The organism is Aurantiacibacter aquimixticola, from assembly GCF_003605475.1.
GTDB classification, from domain to species: Bacteria; Pseudomonadota; Alphaproteobacteria; order Sphingomonadales; family Sphingomonadaceae; genus Alteraurantiacibacter; species Alteraurantiacibacter aquimixticola_B.
In genome coordinates this window covers 1,580,080-1,594,304 of the sequence record NZ_RAHX01000001.1, presented here as the reverse complement: position 1 = coordinate 1,594,304, position 14,225 = coordinate 1,580,080, and the positions used below count along the sequence as shown (strand labels likewise).

The 14,225-nt window shown below is 63.7% G+C and carries 18 protein-coding genes; 9 read left to right on the top strand and 9 right to left on the bottom strand.

What is annotated here, in order from left to right; genetic code table 11:
- Nucleotides 1-106 precede the first annotated feature (106 nt).
- Nucleotides 107-904, top strand: coding sequence for a sterol desaturase family protein (locus tag D6201_RS07950; protein WP_120048305.1), 798 nt, complete (start codon nt 107-109; stop codon nt 902-904).
- 56 nt (nt 905-960) lie between these two features.
- On the opposite strand, the gene rpoZ is transcribed toward D6201_RS07950, so the two are convergent.
- The gene (rpoZ, locus tag D6201_RS07945; protein WP_120048304.1) at nt 961-1,305 is read right to left on the bottom strand and encodes a DNA-directed RNA polymerase subunit omega; all 345 of its coding nucleotides are present in this window, start codon (nt 1,303-1,305) and stop codon (nt 961-963) included.
- A 102-nt stretch (nt 1,306-1,407) separates the two neighbouring features.
- Here rpoZ and D6201_RS07940 point away from each other — a divergent pair, with 102 nt between their 5' ends.
- Nucleotides 1,408-2,598 carry a phospholipase D-like domain-containing protein gene (locus D6201_RS07940; protein WP_120048303.1) on the top strand — a complete coding sequence of 397 codons (1,191 nt, stop codon included), beginning with the start codon at nt 1,408-1,410 and terminating at the stop codon, nt 2,596-2,598.
- A gap of 47 nt (nt 2,599-2,645) precedes the next feature.
- Here D6201_RS07940 and D6201_RS07935 read toward each other — a convergent pair whose 3' ends face one another.
- The 3 genes from D6201_RS07935 to D6201_RS07925 form a co-directional block, all read right to left on the bottom strand.
- Nucleotides 2,646-3,104: a hypothetical protein gene (locus tag D6201_RS07935; RefSeq protein WP_133303973.1), complete on the bottom strand. Its 459-nt coding sequence runs from the start codon at nt 3,102-3,104 to the stop codon at nt 2,646-2,648.
- Between the two features lie 169 nt (nt 3,105-3,273).
- On the bottom strand, nt 3,274-3,993 hold the full coding sequence (locus D6201_RS07930; protein WP_120048301.1) for a hypothetical protein: 720 nt from the start codon (nt 3,991-3,993) through the stop codon (nt 3,274-3,276).
- A 137-nt stretch (nt 3,994-4,130) separates the two neighbouring features.
- Nucleotides 4,131-5,648: a replicative DNA helicase gene (locus tag D6201_RS07925; protein WP_120049290.1), complete on the bottom strand. Its 1,518-nt coding sequence runs from the start codon at nt 5,646-5,648 to the stop codon at nt 4,131-4,133.
- Between the two features lie 150 nt (nt 5,649-5,798).
- Between D6201_RS07925 and D6201_RS07920 the strand changes: the two genes are divergently transcribed.
- Nucleotides 5,799-6,290: a UPF0262 family protein gene (locus tag D6201_RS07920; RefSeq protein WP_120048300.1), complete on the top strand. Its 492-nt coding sequence runs from the start codon at nt 5,799-5,801 to the stop codon at nt 6,288-6,290.
- A gap of 34 nt (nt 6,291-6,324) precedes the next feature.
- On the top strand, nt 6,325-7,023 hold the full coding sequence (locus D6201_RS07915) for a glycoside hydrolase family 25 protein (protein ID WP_120048299.1): 699 nt from the start codon (nt 6,325-6,327) through the stop codon (nt 7,021-7,023).
- A 7-nt stretch (nt 7,024-7,030) separates the two neighbouring features.
- Here the strand turns inward: D6201_RS07915 and D6201_RS07910 are convergent, their stop codons facing one another.
- Nucleotides 7,031-8,176 (bottom strand): M14 family metallopeptidase, encoded by a 1,146-nt coding sequence (locus D6201_RS07910; protein ID WP_120048298.1) that lies wholly within the window; start codon nt 8,174-8,176, stop codon nt 7,031-7,033.
- Nucleotides 8,173-8,778 carry a DUF4136 domain-containing protein gene (locus D6201_RS07905; protein WP_120048297.1) on the bottom strand — a complete coding sequence of 202 codons (606 nt, stop codon included), beginning with the start codon at nt 8,776-8,778 and terminating at the stop codon, nt 8,173-8,175. The genes D6201_RS07910 and D6201_RS07905 overlap by 4 nt, the downstream gene beginning before the upstream one ends.
- Before the next feature lie 82 nt (nt 8,779-8,860).
- Between D6201_RS07905 and galE the strand changes: the two genes are divergently transcribed.
- From galE to D6201_RS07890, 3 genes are all read left to right on the top strand, one after another.
- A complete protein-coding gene (gene galE / locus D6201_RS07900; protein ID WP_120048296.1) occupies nt 8,861-9,868 on the top strand; it encodes a UDP-glucose 4-epimerase GalE in 1,008 nt (335 codons plus the stop codon).
- 88 nt (nt 9,869-9,956) lie between these two features.
- Nucleotides 9,957-10,082 (top strand): type B 50S ribosomal protein L36, encoded by a 126-nt coding sequence (ykgO, locus tag D6201_RS07895; protein WP_007165381.1) that lies wholly within the window; start codon nt 9,957-9,959, stop codon nt 10,080-10,082.
- A gap of 73 nt (nt 10,083-10,155) precedes the next feature.
- A complete protein-coding gene (locus D6201_RS07890; RefSeq protein ID WP_120048295.1) occupies nt 10,156-10,779 on the top strand; it encodes an HAD family hydrolase in 624 nt (207 codons plus the stop codon).
- A gap of 75 nt (nt 10,780-10,854) precedes the next feature.
- On the opposite strand, the gene D6201_RS07885 is transcribed toward D6201_RS07890, so the two are convergent.
- A complete protein-coding gene (locus tag D6201_RS07885) occupies nt 10,855-11,157 on the bottom strand; it encodes a DUF8200 family protein (RefSeq protein ID WP_120048294.1) in 303 nt (100 codons plus the stop codon).
- A 163-nt stretch (nt 11,158-11,320) separates the two neighbouring features.
- Here D6201_RS07885 and D6201_RS07880 point away from each other — a divergent pair, with 163 nt between their 5' ends.
- On the top strand, nt 11,321-11,785 hold the full coding sequence (locus D6201_RS07880; protein ID WP_422664695.1) for a winged helix-turn-helix transcriptional regulator: 465 nt from the start codon (nt 11,321-11,323) through the stop codon (nt 11,783-11,785).
- On the top strand, nt 11,782-12,087 hold the full coding sequence (locus D6201_RS07875) for a hypothetical protein (RefSeq protein WP_120048292.1): 306 nt from the start codon (nt 11,782-11,784) through the stop codon (nt 12,085-12,087). Before D6201_RS07880 ends, D6201_RS07875 begins: the two co-directional genes overlap by 4 nt.
- A 33-nt stretch (nt 12,088-12,120) precedes the next feature.
- Here the strand turns inward: D6201_RS07875 and D6201_RS12935 are convergent, their stop codons facing one another.
- Nucleotides 12,121-12,297, bottom strand: coding sequence for a hypothetical protein (locus D6201_RS12935; protein WP_165853519.1), 177 nt, complete (start codon nt 12,295-12,297; stop codon nt 12,121-12,123).
- A 322-nt stretch (nt 12,298-12,619) separates the two neighbouring features.
- Nucleotides 12,620-14,116: a YifB family Mg chelatase-like AAA ATPase gene (locus D6201_RS07865; RefSeq protein WP_120048290.1), complete on the bottom strand. Its 1,497-nt coding sequence runs from the start codon at nt 14,114-14,116 to the stop codon at nt 12,620-12,622.
- Between the last annotated feature and the right edge of the window lie 109 nt (nt 14,117-14,225).

Sequence of the window (14,225 nt, the reverse complement as noted above, 5' to 3'; positions counted from 1 at the left end):
CCGCGCCGTGTCCCCTTTCCTTCACGCGCAGTATAGGCGCCAAGCGAGATGTGGCAATTGAGGGTCTGCCTTGTGCCAGTCTCGCCGCGTCTCCAAATTGCATCCCATGCAAACGAGCACGGATATGGCGCTGGCGGGTCTCGCCTTCATGGCAGGCGGCTTCCTGATGATTGCCGGATTGGAGCTATTGCTACCATTCCGCCGAAGGACGCAGTCGCCGCTCACCCGCTGGACGACCAACCTTGCGCTATTTGCCATCGACACGCTGGCCGTCCGTTTCCTTCTGCCCATTGCGATGGTCGGCACCGCGGTATTTGCAGCGCAAGAAGGCTGGGGCCTGTCCAATGTCTTGAGCGTTCCCGGCTGGCTCGCCTTCAGCGTGACGCTGCTCGTGCTCGATCTCGCGCTGTATCTCCAGCACTGGGCGACGCATCGCGTGCCGCTGCTCTGGCGGCTGCACCGTGTTCACCACACCGATCGCGATTTCGATGTGACGACGGCGGCGCGGTTCCACCCGATTGAGATCCTTGCCTCGATGGTCTGGAAATGCGGTATCGTGCTGGCGCTCGGCGCGCCGATGCAGGCGGTCTTTGTGTTCGAGGTCGGCTTTGCGCTCTTCACCCTGTGGACGCACGCCAACCTCTCGCTGCCCGCGGGGCTTGACCGGGTGGCGCGCAAGCTGATCGTTACACCGGACATGCACCGCATCCACCACTCGTCGCGCGAGCGGGAGACGAACAGCAATTACGGCACCGTGCTGTCCGGCTGGGACAAGCTGTTCGGCACCTATCGCGCCGAGTCGCAGGATGGGCAGAGCGGCATCACCATCGGCCTCGTCGAATGGCAGGACGATCGGACAGCGAGCCTTGGCTTCAGCCTGCTGCTGCCTTTTCGCAAGCGCTAGAAACGCGAAGGGCCGCACCTTTCGGCGCGGCCCTTCGAAGCGGTGAATGCTCGTGCTTAGCCTTCGTAGTCGGCCCCGATCGAGGTCGAGCGCGTTGGCGCGGCGGCCGACAGGCGCATGGCTTCGGCCGACTGGCTCAGCGAACCGACTTCGTCCGCTTCGTCCTCTTCATCCGGAAGGATGGTCTGCAGCGACTGCACCAGCGATTCTGCCAAGTGCTTCGGCTTGACCGAAGTTTCCGCAATCTCTCGCAGGGCGACGACGGGGTTCTTGTCCCGGTCGCGATCGAGCGTGATCTCGGCACCGCCGGAAATCTCCCGCGCGCGCTGGGCGGCCAGCAGGACAAGGTCGAAACGGTTGGGGACTTTGTCGACGCAATCTTCGACGGTAACGCGCGCCATGGGCACTCCGATATTCTGGTGGTGTCGGAAAGCGCCGCTGATAGTCGTGTACGCCGCGCACGTCAAGGTTTTCCGCGCCGCCGGACGTGCTAGGACTGCCCGATGGCGGAGCATTACACCAGTTGCGATCCCGACGCCCTTCCCGATTGGGCCGACCCCGCCCCATTCACCGCCGAAGCACAGGGCCACAGCTTCACCTTCTTTCCCGCCGGCAAGGACCGGCGCGATGCCCTTATCGAACTGATCGACGAGGCGGAGCGCACTCTCAAGGTCGCTTATTACGTCTTCGCGCCTGACAGCATCGGCGAACAGGTGCGCGATGCGCTGGTGCGCGCGGCGAAGCGCGGCGTCGACGTCACGCTGATCGTCGACGGCTTCGGCGCGACGGTGGACGACGAGTTCATGGCCGACCTCAAGGCAGCTGGCGGCACCTTCTGCATCTTCCTGGCCAAATGGTCCCGCCGCGCGCTCATCCGCAATCACCAGAAGATCGTCATCGCCGATGACCGCGTGGCGATGATGGGCGGGTTCAATGTCGAGGACGACTATTTCGCGCCGCCATCCGACAATGGCTGGAACGATCTCGGCTTTCGCTGGGAAGGCGAGACCGTCGGCAAGCTGGCCGAATGGTTTGCCGAACTGAGGGAATGGGCGGGCGATGCGGACGCACAGTTCCGCGACATCACGCGCCGCGTGCGGGACTGGGATAGCGGCGACGGCCCCGTCCGGCTGCTGATCGGCGGCCCGACCAAGGGCCTTTCTAGCTGGGCAAAGGCCATCGTCGAGGACATGAAGGAGGGCGAGAAGCTGGACATGATGATGGCCTATTTCTCGCCCAACAAGAAGCTGCGCCAACGCATCGCCCGCATTGCCGAGAAGGGCGAAACGCATCTCATCATGGCGGGCAAGAGCGATAATGGCGCAACCATCGGTGCGAGCCGCTCGCTCTACCGCTTCCTGCTCGATGCGGGCGCGAAGATCTACGAATTCATGCCGTGCAAGATGCACACCAAGCTGCTGGTGCTGGATGACACCGTCTATATGGGCAGCGCCAATTTCGATATGCGCAGCCTCTATCTCAACCTCGAGATCGTGTTGCAGGTGGAGGATGCCGCGCTTGCCGAGCGAATGCGCGGCTTCATCCAGGATCACCGCGAAGTCTGCTGCCCGATCACGAGGCAAGAGCATGCGAAGCAGGCGACGCTGTGGAACCGCGCCAAGTGGCGCGCCTGCTGGTTCCTCGTGAACGTGGTCGACTACACCGTCTCGCGGCGGCTCAATCTGGGGTTCTGACGCGGCGAGAGTGTTACACGGATCGGCAAAAATGTGGACCCGCCGCATCACCACTCCAGCGGCTCCAGCGTGTCGGTCGCGCTGCTGCGATCGAGCTGGGCGAGCCAACGCAGAAGCGCGGTATTGTTAGGTTTTCGCCGTGCTCGGACAAAGCGCCCGCGCCGCATGGTGATATGAAACGGGCCAAGCATTGCCCATTCGCCCATCTCGTCGGGTGTAACCTTCCATTTAAGCGTCTCACGCCCATCGCGTGCAGCCAGCACCGTGTTCCACGCGCGGGCGAAGCTGCTGCCTTCGGACGCTGCCCGTCGCAACCGATAGGCCGCCACCCGGCTCATCCCGACATCGCGAGCGGCAGCGGCCACGCATCCCGTCTGCGCCAGCATCCCGATGAAGCGCGCCTGCCGCGCGGGCGTCCACCCATCCCGCCGCGCGCGAAGCGGCACGGGAAGGAAAGGTGGCACGCGTGCGTAAGCGGGCCAGCGGGAGTGTGGACGATGCTTCATGCGCGCCACGCTGGTGTAAGACGGCGTGTGTAGGAAAGTAGATTCCGACCTTTACCCAATCGGCTGCGGGGGCTGACGGCTGCGCGCTTGAAGTCGCCCCTTGGGTGGGAAGCCGAATGGCCGGTTTTGGTCAGACTCCCGCCTAAGCCGCCACTGGCGACGCCTCCCTTCAGGATACAGGTTGCGCTCGCAATGGAAGGGAACCGTGGTGGATCGCGGTTCCAGCGAGCGTCGCGATAAGCCCCACGACGATGCTGTCGAATATCATCAGCAGCCAAACAAGCGCATCCGGCGCGCCGAATGCCCAGTCATGGTTTTTCCCATGTAGATACTGGAGCGGTATCCAAACCATCGCTGCGAAGGCCAGCACCCGAACAGCGGCGAACCAATCATGACGGAACACGCCCTGCAAACTCGTGTCGTGGTCGCCGGACAAGCCACGGACCAGAAGAACAAGTAGTGGCAGCGTTGCCAACGCCAATGCCATATCGATCCATCCGGCCCTTTCCTCGCCGATCCTATCTTCCAACAAAGTGCCGGGCAGGCTCGTCAGCGCAATTAAAACGACCGCAATTATAAGATTTTTCCAAGCGACAGAGCCCAGGTTCCACCACTGGCTGTCATTCCTGGCGGCCCCCCAAAACCGGATAGTGGCTAGTAGCGCAAGAAGTAGTCCAGTCAGCTTGGCATATCCGAATGCCCAGCGCGTCGAATCTTCCGCCAAGGCCCGTCCAGCCTCGCGACTCTCGAACATTCCGATTTGTATTTCTGCAACATGCTGAGCAAATTCCGGCAACACGACTAAGGCGGGAATGATAGGTGCCAATAACCATATCTGTACGCCATCGCGAAACACGGCCTTGATGCGATTGAGCAAAAGTCTGAACACGTTTTGCCTATTCCCTCTTCGATCGAGCGTTTATGCATTAGGTAATGCTGATCCCTGGCCCGCTTTCGATGATGATCTCGGCGTTCTTGAAATTCCGCAATTAGGGTCGCAAGCTGCCGACACCAAATACGCACGCCTCACTCGAACCCGTAATCCGAATAGTCCTTCATATTCGGCGAGGTGAATTTGGTGAACTCGCTCTGGAAGTGGAGCGGGACGTTGCCGGTGGAGCCGTGGCGTTGCTTGGCGACGATCAGCGTGGCGCGGTTTTTCAGTTCCAGGAAGCGATCTTCCCAGACGCGATATTTCTCCTTGTCGCCTTCGGAGCTGGTCTCGGTCGGCATGTCGGGGCGCAGCGCCTCGTGGTAATATTCGGCGCGAAAGATGAACCACACCATGTCCGCATCCTGCTCGATCGAGCCCGATTCGCGCAGATCGGATAGCATGGGCCGCTTGTCCTCGCGTTGCTCGACCGCGCGGCTGAGCTGGGAAAGCGCGATCACCGGCACCTGCAGCTCCTTCGCGAGCGTCTTCAGCCCGCGCGAAATCTCCGAAATCTCGTTCACGCGATTGTCGTTCGCGCGGCCCGATCCTTGCAGCAGCTGCAAATAGTCGACGACGATCAGTCCGATATCGTGACGCCGCTTCAGCCGCCGGGCGCGGGTGCGAAGGCCGGAAATGGTGAGCGCGGGCGTGTCGTCGATATAGAGCGGCAGGTCCGCCAGCTTTTGCGCCGCGAAGGACAGTTTCTGGAACTCGTCACGGTTCAATTTACCCGAACGCAGCGCTTCGGAAGACACTTCGGCCTGTTCGGCAAGGATACGCGTCGCCAGCTGGTCCGCGCTCATTTCCAGGCTGAAGAAGGCGGCCGGCGCGCCGTAGGAATGCGGGCCGCCATCGCGCTGGAAGTTGAGATATTCCTCGGCGCAATTGAAAGCGATATTCATGGCGAGCGAGCTCTTGCCCATGCCCGGCCGCCCGGCGAGGATGATCAGATCCGAATTGTGCAGGCCGCTCGTCTTTCGGTCGATACCCTCGAGGCCCGAGGTCTTGCCAGACAGTCCGCCGCCCGAATTCATCGCCGCCTCGACCATGCGGATCGCTTCGTGAGATGCCTGGCGGAAATGGGTGCCGGTGTTCTCGCTCGTCGCCCCTTCGGCGACCTGGAACAGCCGTGCTTCCGCGCCTTCGATCTGGCGCATCGGTTCGACCTCTTCCGAGGTGTCGAGCGCGCTTTCGACCAGTTCGCGGCCCACGCTCACCAATTCTCGCAGCAGTGCCAGATCGTAAATTTGCTGCGCCAGTTCGCGCGGGGCGAGGAGGCCCTGCCCGTCGGCTGTCAGCCGCGCGAGATAGGCGGTGCCGCCCAATTCGGAGAGGCCTTCGTCGGCTTCGAAGAAGGGCTTCAGCGTCACCGGGGTCACGACCATCTGCCGATCCACGCCGACAAGGATACGCTCGAAAATGCGCTGGTGGATCGGGGCGTAGAAATGCTTGGGCGCAAGTTCGATCGGCAGTTCTTCGAGCACCCGATTGTCGATCAGCACGGCGCCCAGAAAGGCGGCCTCCGCCTCCAGATTGGTAGGCAGGGCGCGGCCTTTGTCGGCTTTCGTTTCGGTCGCACTGTCGGAGCGGATAAGGAGATCTTCGGCCATCAGGCCGCCTTCATGCGGCGTGCGGCGGGCGGCGACAAGCTTCGACATGCGACATTTTTATCTCCCCTCCTGTGGAAAGCGGGGACGAGTTGCGAGCCGCCTCTCTTCGCAATTGCAAAATCGCGGGCCGAGCGGCAGGAGAGGCGGGCAATGGGACAGGATGCGGACGACCGGATCGAGGCGATCACGCTCGATGAAGCGAGCGTCATCGCGCGCAATGACGAGATCGAGAAGGAGCGCGAAGTCGCCCTGCGCGACCTGGTCGAGGACAATAGCTTTCGCCCACTGCGCGCCGCCGAGAAGGGCCATGCGGGGCCGTGGCGCGTGCATCTGGGCATCGTCGATGGGATGCTGGCTCTCGGCCTGACGGACCGAGCGGGCGCGGATGCGGGAACCATCGGCCTCGGCCTGTCTCGGCTGCGCCGGGTAGTGCGAGAATATTTCGCCATCTGCGACAGCTACTACAAGGCGCTACGCCGCGCCTCCGCGCAGGAGATCGAGACGGTGGACATGGCACGCCGCGCCATTCACGATCGCGGCACGCGCCAGCTCTGCGAGACGCTGGACGGCAAGGTGGATGTGGATTTCGAAACCGCGCGGCGGCTGTTTACCTTGATCTGCGTGCTGCATATCAAGGCGTGATCTTCTGACAGGATAGGCGAGCAGGGTCGGCTCGATGGGCAAGGCAAAAAAGAGCGTTCTGCGCTTCTGGATCGAAGTGCTGTTGTTGCTGGCGCTGGTGGGCGTCGGTGCGTTCATCTGGTGGCGCACGCAGAACTGGCTGCCGCCGCGCGGGGAATATCCGACGCAAGGGGTGCTGACCGGAGAGGCCGAGGGTGTCGTCGACATCTCCGCCTTGCGCACGGCGCGCACGGATTTCGTCTATCTCGAGGCCAGCGCGGGCGAAGATGGACGCGATGCGCAATTCGGCCGCAATCTCGCCGCGCTGGCGGACACGGGCATCCCGCACGGCGCGGTCCACGCCTACGATCCGTGCGTCCCGGCGGAAAAGCAGGCAGCCAATTTCGTGACCATCGTGCCGCGCGACCCGGAGCTACTGCCGCCAGCCATCGCGCTTTCCAAGCTCGCGAGCGAGTGCGGCGATCCGGTGATGGAAGCGGGCGTGGAAAGTGAGCTGACGACTTTCATCAACCAGGTCGAAGGCCATGCCGGGCAGCCCGTCGTTCTGAAAATCGCGCCGGAATTTCAGGAGCGCTACGCGATCGCGTCACGGATCGAGCGCAATCTCTGGCTCGAAAGCGGCTGGGTGCAGCCCGACTATGCGGGCAGGCCGTGGACCTTGTGGACCGCGAATACGAATGTGCGCAATCCGGCCAATGGCGAGACGATGCGGTGGGTGGTTGTGCAGCCCTAGGGCGCGCTCAGCCCTCTTCCGTCTCCAGCCATTCGACCAGCGCGGCCAAGCATTCGCGCGCCAGCAGCTTGCATCGCTCCGGGCTCCAGCCCTGCGCCGCGTCGGGCCAGTCATCATTGTCCTTGAACGGCATTTCCAGCGTCATCGCCGTTGCGCCGTACCGCTCGGCCACCTGGTTAGTGCTGATTGCGAGATTGGCCCTGCCCGGCGGCGATTTGGGATAACCCTTGGCGGTCTGGAAATCGAGGCAGCGGCGGTCGAGAATACGCTGGTAGCGATACATCCGCTCGCCCTGCGCGTCGCTCCAGCCGGGAATGCCTTCGAAGCCTGCCAAAAACACCGCGCCGATGGCTTCGTCGCCGTGCACGTCCATCGCGAAATCCACGCCGCTTTCGTCCATCGCATTGCGGATGGCGAGCACTTCGGGTGATTTCTCTGCGCTGGGCTGCGCCCATTCACGGTTAAGGTTCACGCCATCGGCATTGCAGCGCAAATGGCCGCGGAAGGAACCGTCGGGATTGCAATTCGGAACGACGTGCAGGCGGCAATGCTTGCGCAGTGCGCGGCCGACGACATCGGCGGGATCGGTGAGCACTTCGAGCGCGCCCTCCATCCACCATTCGGCCATGCTCTCACCCGGATGCTGGCGGGCGTAGAGCCAGACCTGTTTGTCGCCATCGCCCATTTCGAGGCAATCCACCGGCCGACCGTCCAGCGTTTCGCCAAGACGCCGATAATCGACGCCCTCGGCTGCCGCAGCTTCGGACACGAGGTCGTGATGCCGTTCCAGCGAATAGGGCGCGAAATAGGCGAACCAGGCGATGTCGGACGCGGGCGTGTAGCGGATGGTCAGCGTGCCACTGCCTGCGCTTTCGTCGTAGCTGCTGTCGGCACGGCCCCAATAGTCGCGATCTTCGGAAACGCAGGCGCGATAGCCGGGCCACCCTTGCGGATAGGCGCTTTCCTTCAGATTATCGATGGTAAGGACAATCTCCCGCCCCGCTACGCCCGAGACGCGGAAGTGAAACCACTGCGCGAATTCGCTGTTGCGATCGCGCGGGATGCGCAGATGGGCGGTCGCTCCGTCCACGGAGACGATTTCGATATTGCCGCTGTCGAAGGCGGCGTCGATGACAATGTCGGATGTGCTCATTCGACGGCGATAGTCTCGCCGGAGACGCCGGGAAAGCCTGTAAACAGCCCATCGGCCAGTCGGCTCGCTGCTGCGGCCTCCTCGGCATAGTCGCTATTGCTGGTCGCCGTCATGCTGGCGCGGCCTTCCCACAAATTCGCGCCGCCCGCCTGCGGCTTGATCGCGACCGAAAGCTGCCGCTCGATCCGTTCGGGAGAGGGTCCGGAGAGGAGCCGCGTCAGGTCGACGCCGACACCCACGCCGACGCCCGAACCATAGGAACCCGTCGATGCGCCGCCGCCGACACCCACGCCGCCGCGCCGGTCCTCTCCCTGCGCCACGAAGGCTTCGATATCGATCTGCGCCACCTGCGCGCCATTGGCGGCGACCACGGTGTAGCCTTCTTCCTGCAATTGTGCGCGCACGGCATCGGCATAGGCACCGAATACGATGGTATTGCCATCCAGCCCCGGCGCGGGTTCTACCGAGATCGTTCCCTGGCCGAGCGCGGTCGGCGTAGCGCCGACGAAGCGCGTCACTTCGACCGGCGAGACATAAGCGGGCGTGGCGCATCCGGCGAGCAGCGCGGAAGCGAGGGCGAGCGTGATGGCGGTTTTTCTCATGCCGTCATAACGCGCGAGCGGCGATGCGGTGCCGCGCGCGATGCTTAGCGGGTCGCTAACTCTCTGCTGTTATCGGCGACGCATGGAATCGAAGCCATCCATCCTCGTCACCGGCGGTGCCGGATATATCGGCAGCCACGCCGTCCTCGCCCTGCGGGATCGCGGATGGCCGGTCGCGGTGATCGATAATCTTTCCACCGGCTTTCGTTTCGCCGTGCCCGAGGGCGTGCCGCTTTATGAAGGCGATATCGCCGATGGGGAATTGCTGGCGCGAATCTTCGCGGACCAAGGCATCGGCGCGATCATGCATTTCGCAGGCTCCATCGTGGTGCCCGAAAGCGTGGAGCGCCCGCTCGATTATTATCACAACAACACGGTGAAAAGCCGTGCGCTGATCGCGGCGGCGGTGGCGGCAGGCATTCGGCATTTCATCTTTTCCAGCACGGCGGCGACTTACGGCATTCCCGAAACCTCGCCAGTGCGCGAGGGCATGCCCAAGGCACCGATCAATCCCTATGGCTGGTCCAAGCTGATGACCGAGCAGATGCTGGCCGACACGGCGGCGGCGCATGACATGAATTACTGCGCCCTGCGCTATTTCAACGTCGCGGGAGCCGATCCGGAGGCGCGCAGCGGGCAATCGACAGCGGGCGCGACGCATCTGATAAAGGTCGCGGTGGAAGCTGCGCTCGGCAAGCGGAATAGCGTATCCATATTCGGCACTGACTACGACACGCCGGACGGGACGGGTGTGCGTGATTACATCCATGTGAGCGATCTGGCAGCGGCGCATGTGCTTGCGCTGGAAGCGCTGATGGCCGAGCCGGAACGCTCGATGACAATGAATTGCGGCTATGGCCGGGGTTTCTCGGTGCTCGAAGTGCTCGACGCCGTGGACCGGGTGACGAACCGGCCGATCGAGCGGGTCATGTCGCCGCGCCGGGCGGGCGACCCCGATGCGCTTATCTCCGACCCCTCGCGCATCCGCGAAACCCTGCCATGGAAGCCGCAGCATGCCGATCTCGACATTATCGTGCGACACGCGCTTGCGTGGGAGCGGCGATTGTCCGAAATACGCGAGGATAGTTGACTTCGCACCGCTCCCGACCTATCGGCGCGCCTTGAATTTCCGGCATCGGAGACCATCTCCGGTGCCGTTATCTTTTCGGGAAATTGTCATGAAGATCCGCAACAGCCTCAAGTCGTTGAAGAACCGCCACCGCGATTGCCGCGTGATTCGCCGCCGCGGTCGCACTTATGTGATCAACAAGACCAATCGCCGCTTCAAGGCGAGGCAAGGTTAAATTCTTGCCGTGCTGCGTGTGATGCGCGGCGCATGTTTCTTGCAAAGCCCCCGCCACCACGGGGGCTTTTTGCGTGTCTGAGGCCCGTACGCCAACCGCCGTCGTCTTCGACGTGGGCCGCGTGCTGGTGCGCTGGGATTTGCGTTGCCTGTTTGCGAAACTGATCGAGGACGAGGCCGATCTCGACTGGTTTCTGAACCATGTCGTGACCGAGCAATGGCATCATCAGCATGACGAGGGCCGTCCGATCGGGGAGATGGTTGAGGAGCGGGTGGCCGAGTTTCCCGAGTGGGAAGGGCCGATCCGCGCTTACGAACATCGCTTCATGGAGACGATACCCGGTCCGGTGCCCCGCACGCATGAACTGGCCCGGGAGATTCACGCGCGCGGCGTGCCGCTATTCGGGCTGACGAATTTCGGCGACGAATTCTGGAGCCAGTTCCGCCCGACCCAGCCGATTTTCGACCTGTTCGAGGATATCGTGGTGTCCGGCCGCGAGAACATGACCAAGCCCGACCCCGAGATCTACGCCCTTGCCGAGCGCCGCTTCGGCCATGCGCCGCAAGGCCTGTATTTCATCGACGACAAAGCCGAGAATGTCGCAGCGGCTGAGGCACGGGGCTGGATTGGGCATCACTTCACCAATGCGGCCTCGCTCGAACGCGATCTGGCCGCACACGAACTGCTTTCCCGATAAAAAAGCCCCGGCCCGCCGAAGCGAGACCGGGGCAATTTGTGTCGCCCGATGGAGAGAGGCGACGGGGTAAGCGGTTCAGCCGTTGCAGCGCGCAAGCTGCGCGGCACTGAGCGCGCGGCCATTAGCGGTGAAGCTCGCAATCGCGCCTACTTCGCGGCGCAGTTCGCTGCAAACGCGCAGCGAACGGTCCCCACTGCGCGGCGCGGCGCAGCGCGTTTCTTCGCAGCGGAACACCACACCGCCGGCAATGGCGCGCTCCTCGCTCGTCGGAGCGGCGAGCTGCGCCGTGAAATAAGGCGCGCTCTGCGTGGCCGAGAGCGGCGATGCCATAGCAGCGGAAGCGGCGATCAGGGCGGCAGCGAGGGGAAGGCGGGACATTGGCAGGCTCCTACTGGCAGCATTATAGGTTGCATTTGACAACCAGTTGCGGCTCGCTACCTATCCAGATGAGTTTTGTTCCGCAACCCTTATTTGGGGAAATTTTTTGGCAATCGGTCAATTGTCTGTAGGAGGGAAAGGGGCAGAGGATACATCGATGGGCATGAGAGAACCGCTGCGCGAGTTGACCGAATGCGGTCTGCCGCACGCGCTGGAAGTGATGGGCGAACGCTGGTCGTTTCTCATCCTGCGCGCCGCGTTCAACGGCCTCGTCCATTTCGAGGAATTTTCCAGCGAGCTCGGCATTGCCCGCAATATCCTCTCCAACCGGCTCGCCAAGCTGGTCGAGCATGGGGTGATGGCGCGCACGCCTTGCGAGGCGGACCGGCGCAAGGTCGAATATCGCCTCACCGCCAAGGGCGAAGATCTGCTGCCCGCCATGCTGGCGCTGCGCCAGTGGGGCGAACGCTACGGCACCCTTACCAATCCGCACCTGACCCTGGTCGACGCCAAGGACGGCAAGCCCATCGCCCCCATCGCCATGCGATCGCATGACGGGCGCGAACTGGGCTGGCACGATCTAGCCTGGAAAGAGGTGGGCGCGGGCGCGAAGACGGATTGCTGTTGAGCGACGAGGGGCCGGAACGTACGCCCGACGGCCGCTACATCATCGTGCGCGGCCGCCTTTGGCGCGCGAGCAATCCTGACCTTTCGGAAGAGAAGCGCCAGGCGCTGGTAAACGACCTGATGAACGCCCGCCGCGCCGTGCGCGATGCCTTGCAAGCGGAGGACAAGGCGGCGGAAAAAGCAGCGCGCGCGAAGGTGCGTGCGGCGAAAATCGCACTAGGCGAACGCGGTCCGGTCTGGTGGGACGACGGCGCACCGGACTACAATCGCAAGCTGGTGAAGAATACGCCTTATGGGGTGTGATGCCGGGAAGGCGGCTCCGACGCCATCGCGCCTTTAAAGAATTGGGACGCCCGCCAGATCTGCCGAGGTCGCAGTGACCGGCGCCGTGGCCGCGAAATTCGCAACGAAGACGCTTTCGACCGCATTGCCCTCGTCGTCGAGAGCCGGCTGGAACCGCGCATGCTCGATGAGTGCTCCGCAAAGCGCCTGCCCGCGCGCTCGCGTATCCACTTCGGTCGGCAATGCGAGGCAGGTTCGAACGTTTCCGGCTGTGTCTACAAGGAAACCGAAGCGCAGTTCCGGCAACCCACGGAACCGCTGTATCGCGGGAAGTTCACGCGACACGGCCCGCTGCCAAGCATCAGCATTCAGTGGCTGAGCCGATTGCGCCGGCTCCACCAAATCTTGCGCCGCCGCGGGGGCGGTGAGGAAAAGGCCGGTGCAAATTGAAAGCGAGGCAAGGGCATTTATCGAATTGCGCACGTTACTCTCTCCTAACAGCGTGCCACAATCGTGCCCTGATCATGCAGCTTTGTCAAAATTGCGCAGCGTATCAAGCCCGCGGCGGTTGCCGTCGGTAGCTCAGCGCCTCCGCCACGTGCACGCGCCCGACCTGCTCGGCGCCTGCCAAGTCAGCGATCGTCCGCGCGACCCGCAGCATCCTCACATATCCTCGCGCGGAGAGGCGCATCGCCTCGGCAGCCTGCATCAGCAGCGCGCGGCCCGCTTCGTCGGGGCCGGCGTGTTCCTCCAGCGCGTCGCCATCCAGTTCGGCATTGCTGCGCACACCGCGTCGCGTCTGGCGGGCGCGGGCTTCGGCCACGCGCGCGGCGACTTCGGCGCTGCCTTCCGCCGGCGGGGGCAGAGCGAGATCGGCGGCGCTGACGGGGTCGACCTCGACATGCAGGTCGATCCGGTCGAGCATCGGGCCGGAAACCTTGCTTTGATAGTCGACCGCGCATTTCGGGGCGCGCGAACAGGCGAGCGCCGGATCGCCAAGATGGCCGCAGCGGCACGGGTTCATCGCGGCGATCAGCTGCACCCGCGCCGGATAGGCGACATGCGCATTGGCTCTGGCGACATCGACCTTGCCTGTCTCCAGCGGCTGGCGCAGCGAATCGAGCACGCTGCGCTGGAATTCGGGCAATTCGTCGAGGAACAGCACGCCGAGATGCGCCAAGCTGACTTCGCCCGGTCGCACGCGCAATCCGCCCCCCGTCAAGGCCGCCATGCTGGCCGAATGATGCGGATTGCGGAAAGGCCGTGCGCGGCTGATCCGTCCGCCTTCGAGCGTACCTGCAACCGAAGCGACCATGCTCACTTCCAGCGCCTCTGCCGGGGAAAGTGGTGGCAGGATGCCCGGCAGGCAGGCCGCGAGCATGGATTTGCCCGCGCCGGGCGGCCCGTTCATCAGCAGATTGTGCCCGCCCGCGGCCGCGATCTCGAGCGCGCGCTTGGCGGTCTCCTGCCCCTTCACCTGCTTGAGATCCGGCCCGCGCGAAGCTTGCTCGACTTCGCCCGGCTCGGGATCGGGCAGGCGCTGGCTGCCTTTCAAATGATTGAGCAGGCTGGTGAGATCGGGCGCGGCGAGAACGCGCACATCGCTCGCCCAGCGCGCCTCCGGCCCCTGCGCCGCGGGACAGATCAGGCCCTTGTCGGTCTCGCTCGCATGCAAGGCGGCGAGCAGAACGCCAGGCGATGCCACCACCCGCCCATCGAGCGCCAGCTCGCCGACTGCGACCCATTCGCTCATCGCCTCGGCATCGACCACGCCCATCGCCGCGAGCAGCGCCAGCGCGATCGGCAGATCGTAGTGGGAGCCTTCCTTGGGAAGGTCCGCCGGGGAGAGATTGATGGTGATGCGCTTAGGCGGAAGCGACAGGCCCATTGCGGAGAGCGCCGATTGCACCCGCTCCCGGCTTTCGCCCACCGCCTTGTCCGGCAGGCCGACGACAGAGAAGCGCGGCATGCCTGCCGCCAGCTGGCACTGCACTTCCACGGCGCGCGCTTCCAGCCCGAGATAGGCGACGGTCGAGACCAGAGAAACCAAGCGAACCCCCTTGCAAGTCAGGGGTGATAGCGCGCCTGCCGTGCTTGTCGAGCGGCTTTGCGTTAACCCGGTCGCAACCTTCTGCCTTCGCAATTGGGTAGGGCGCGGC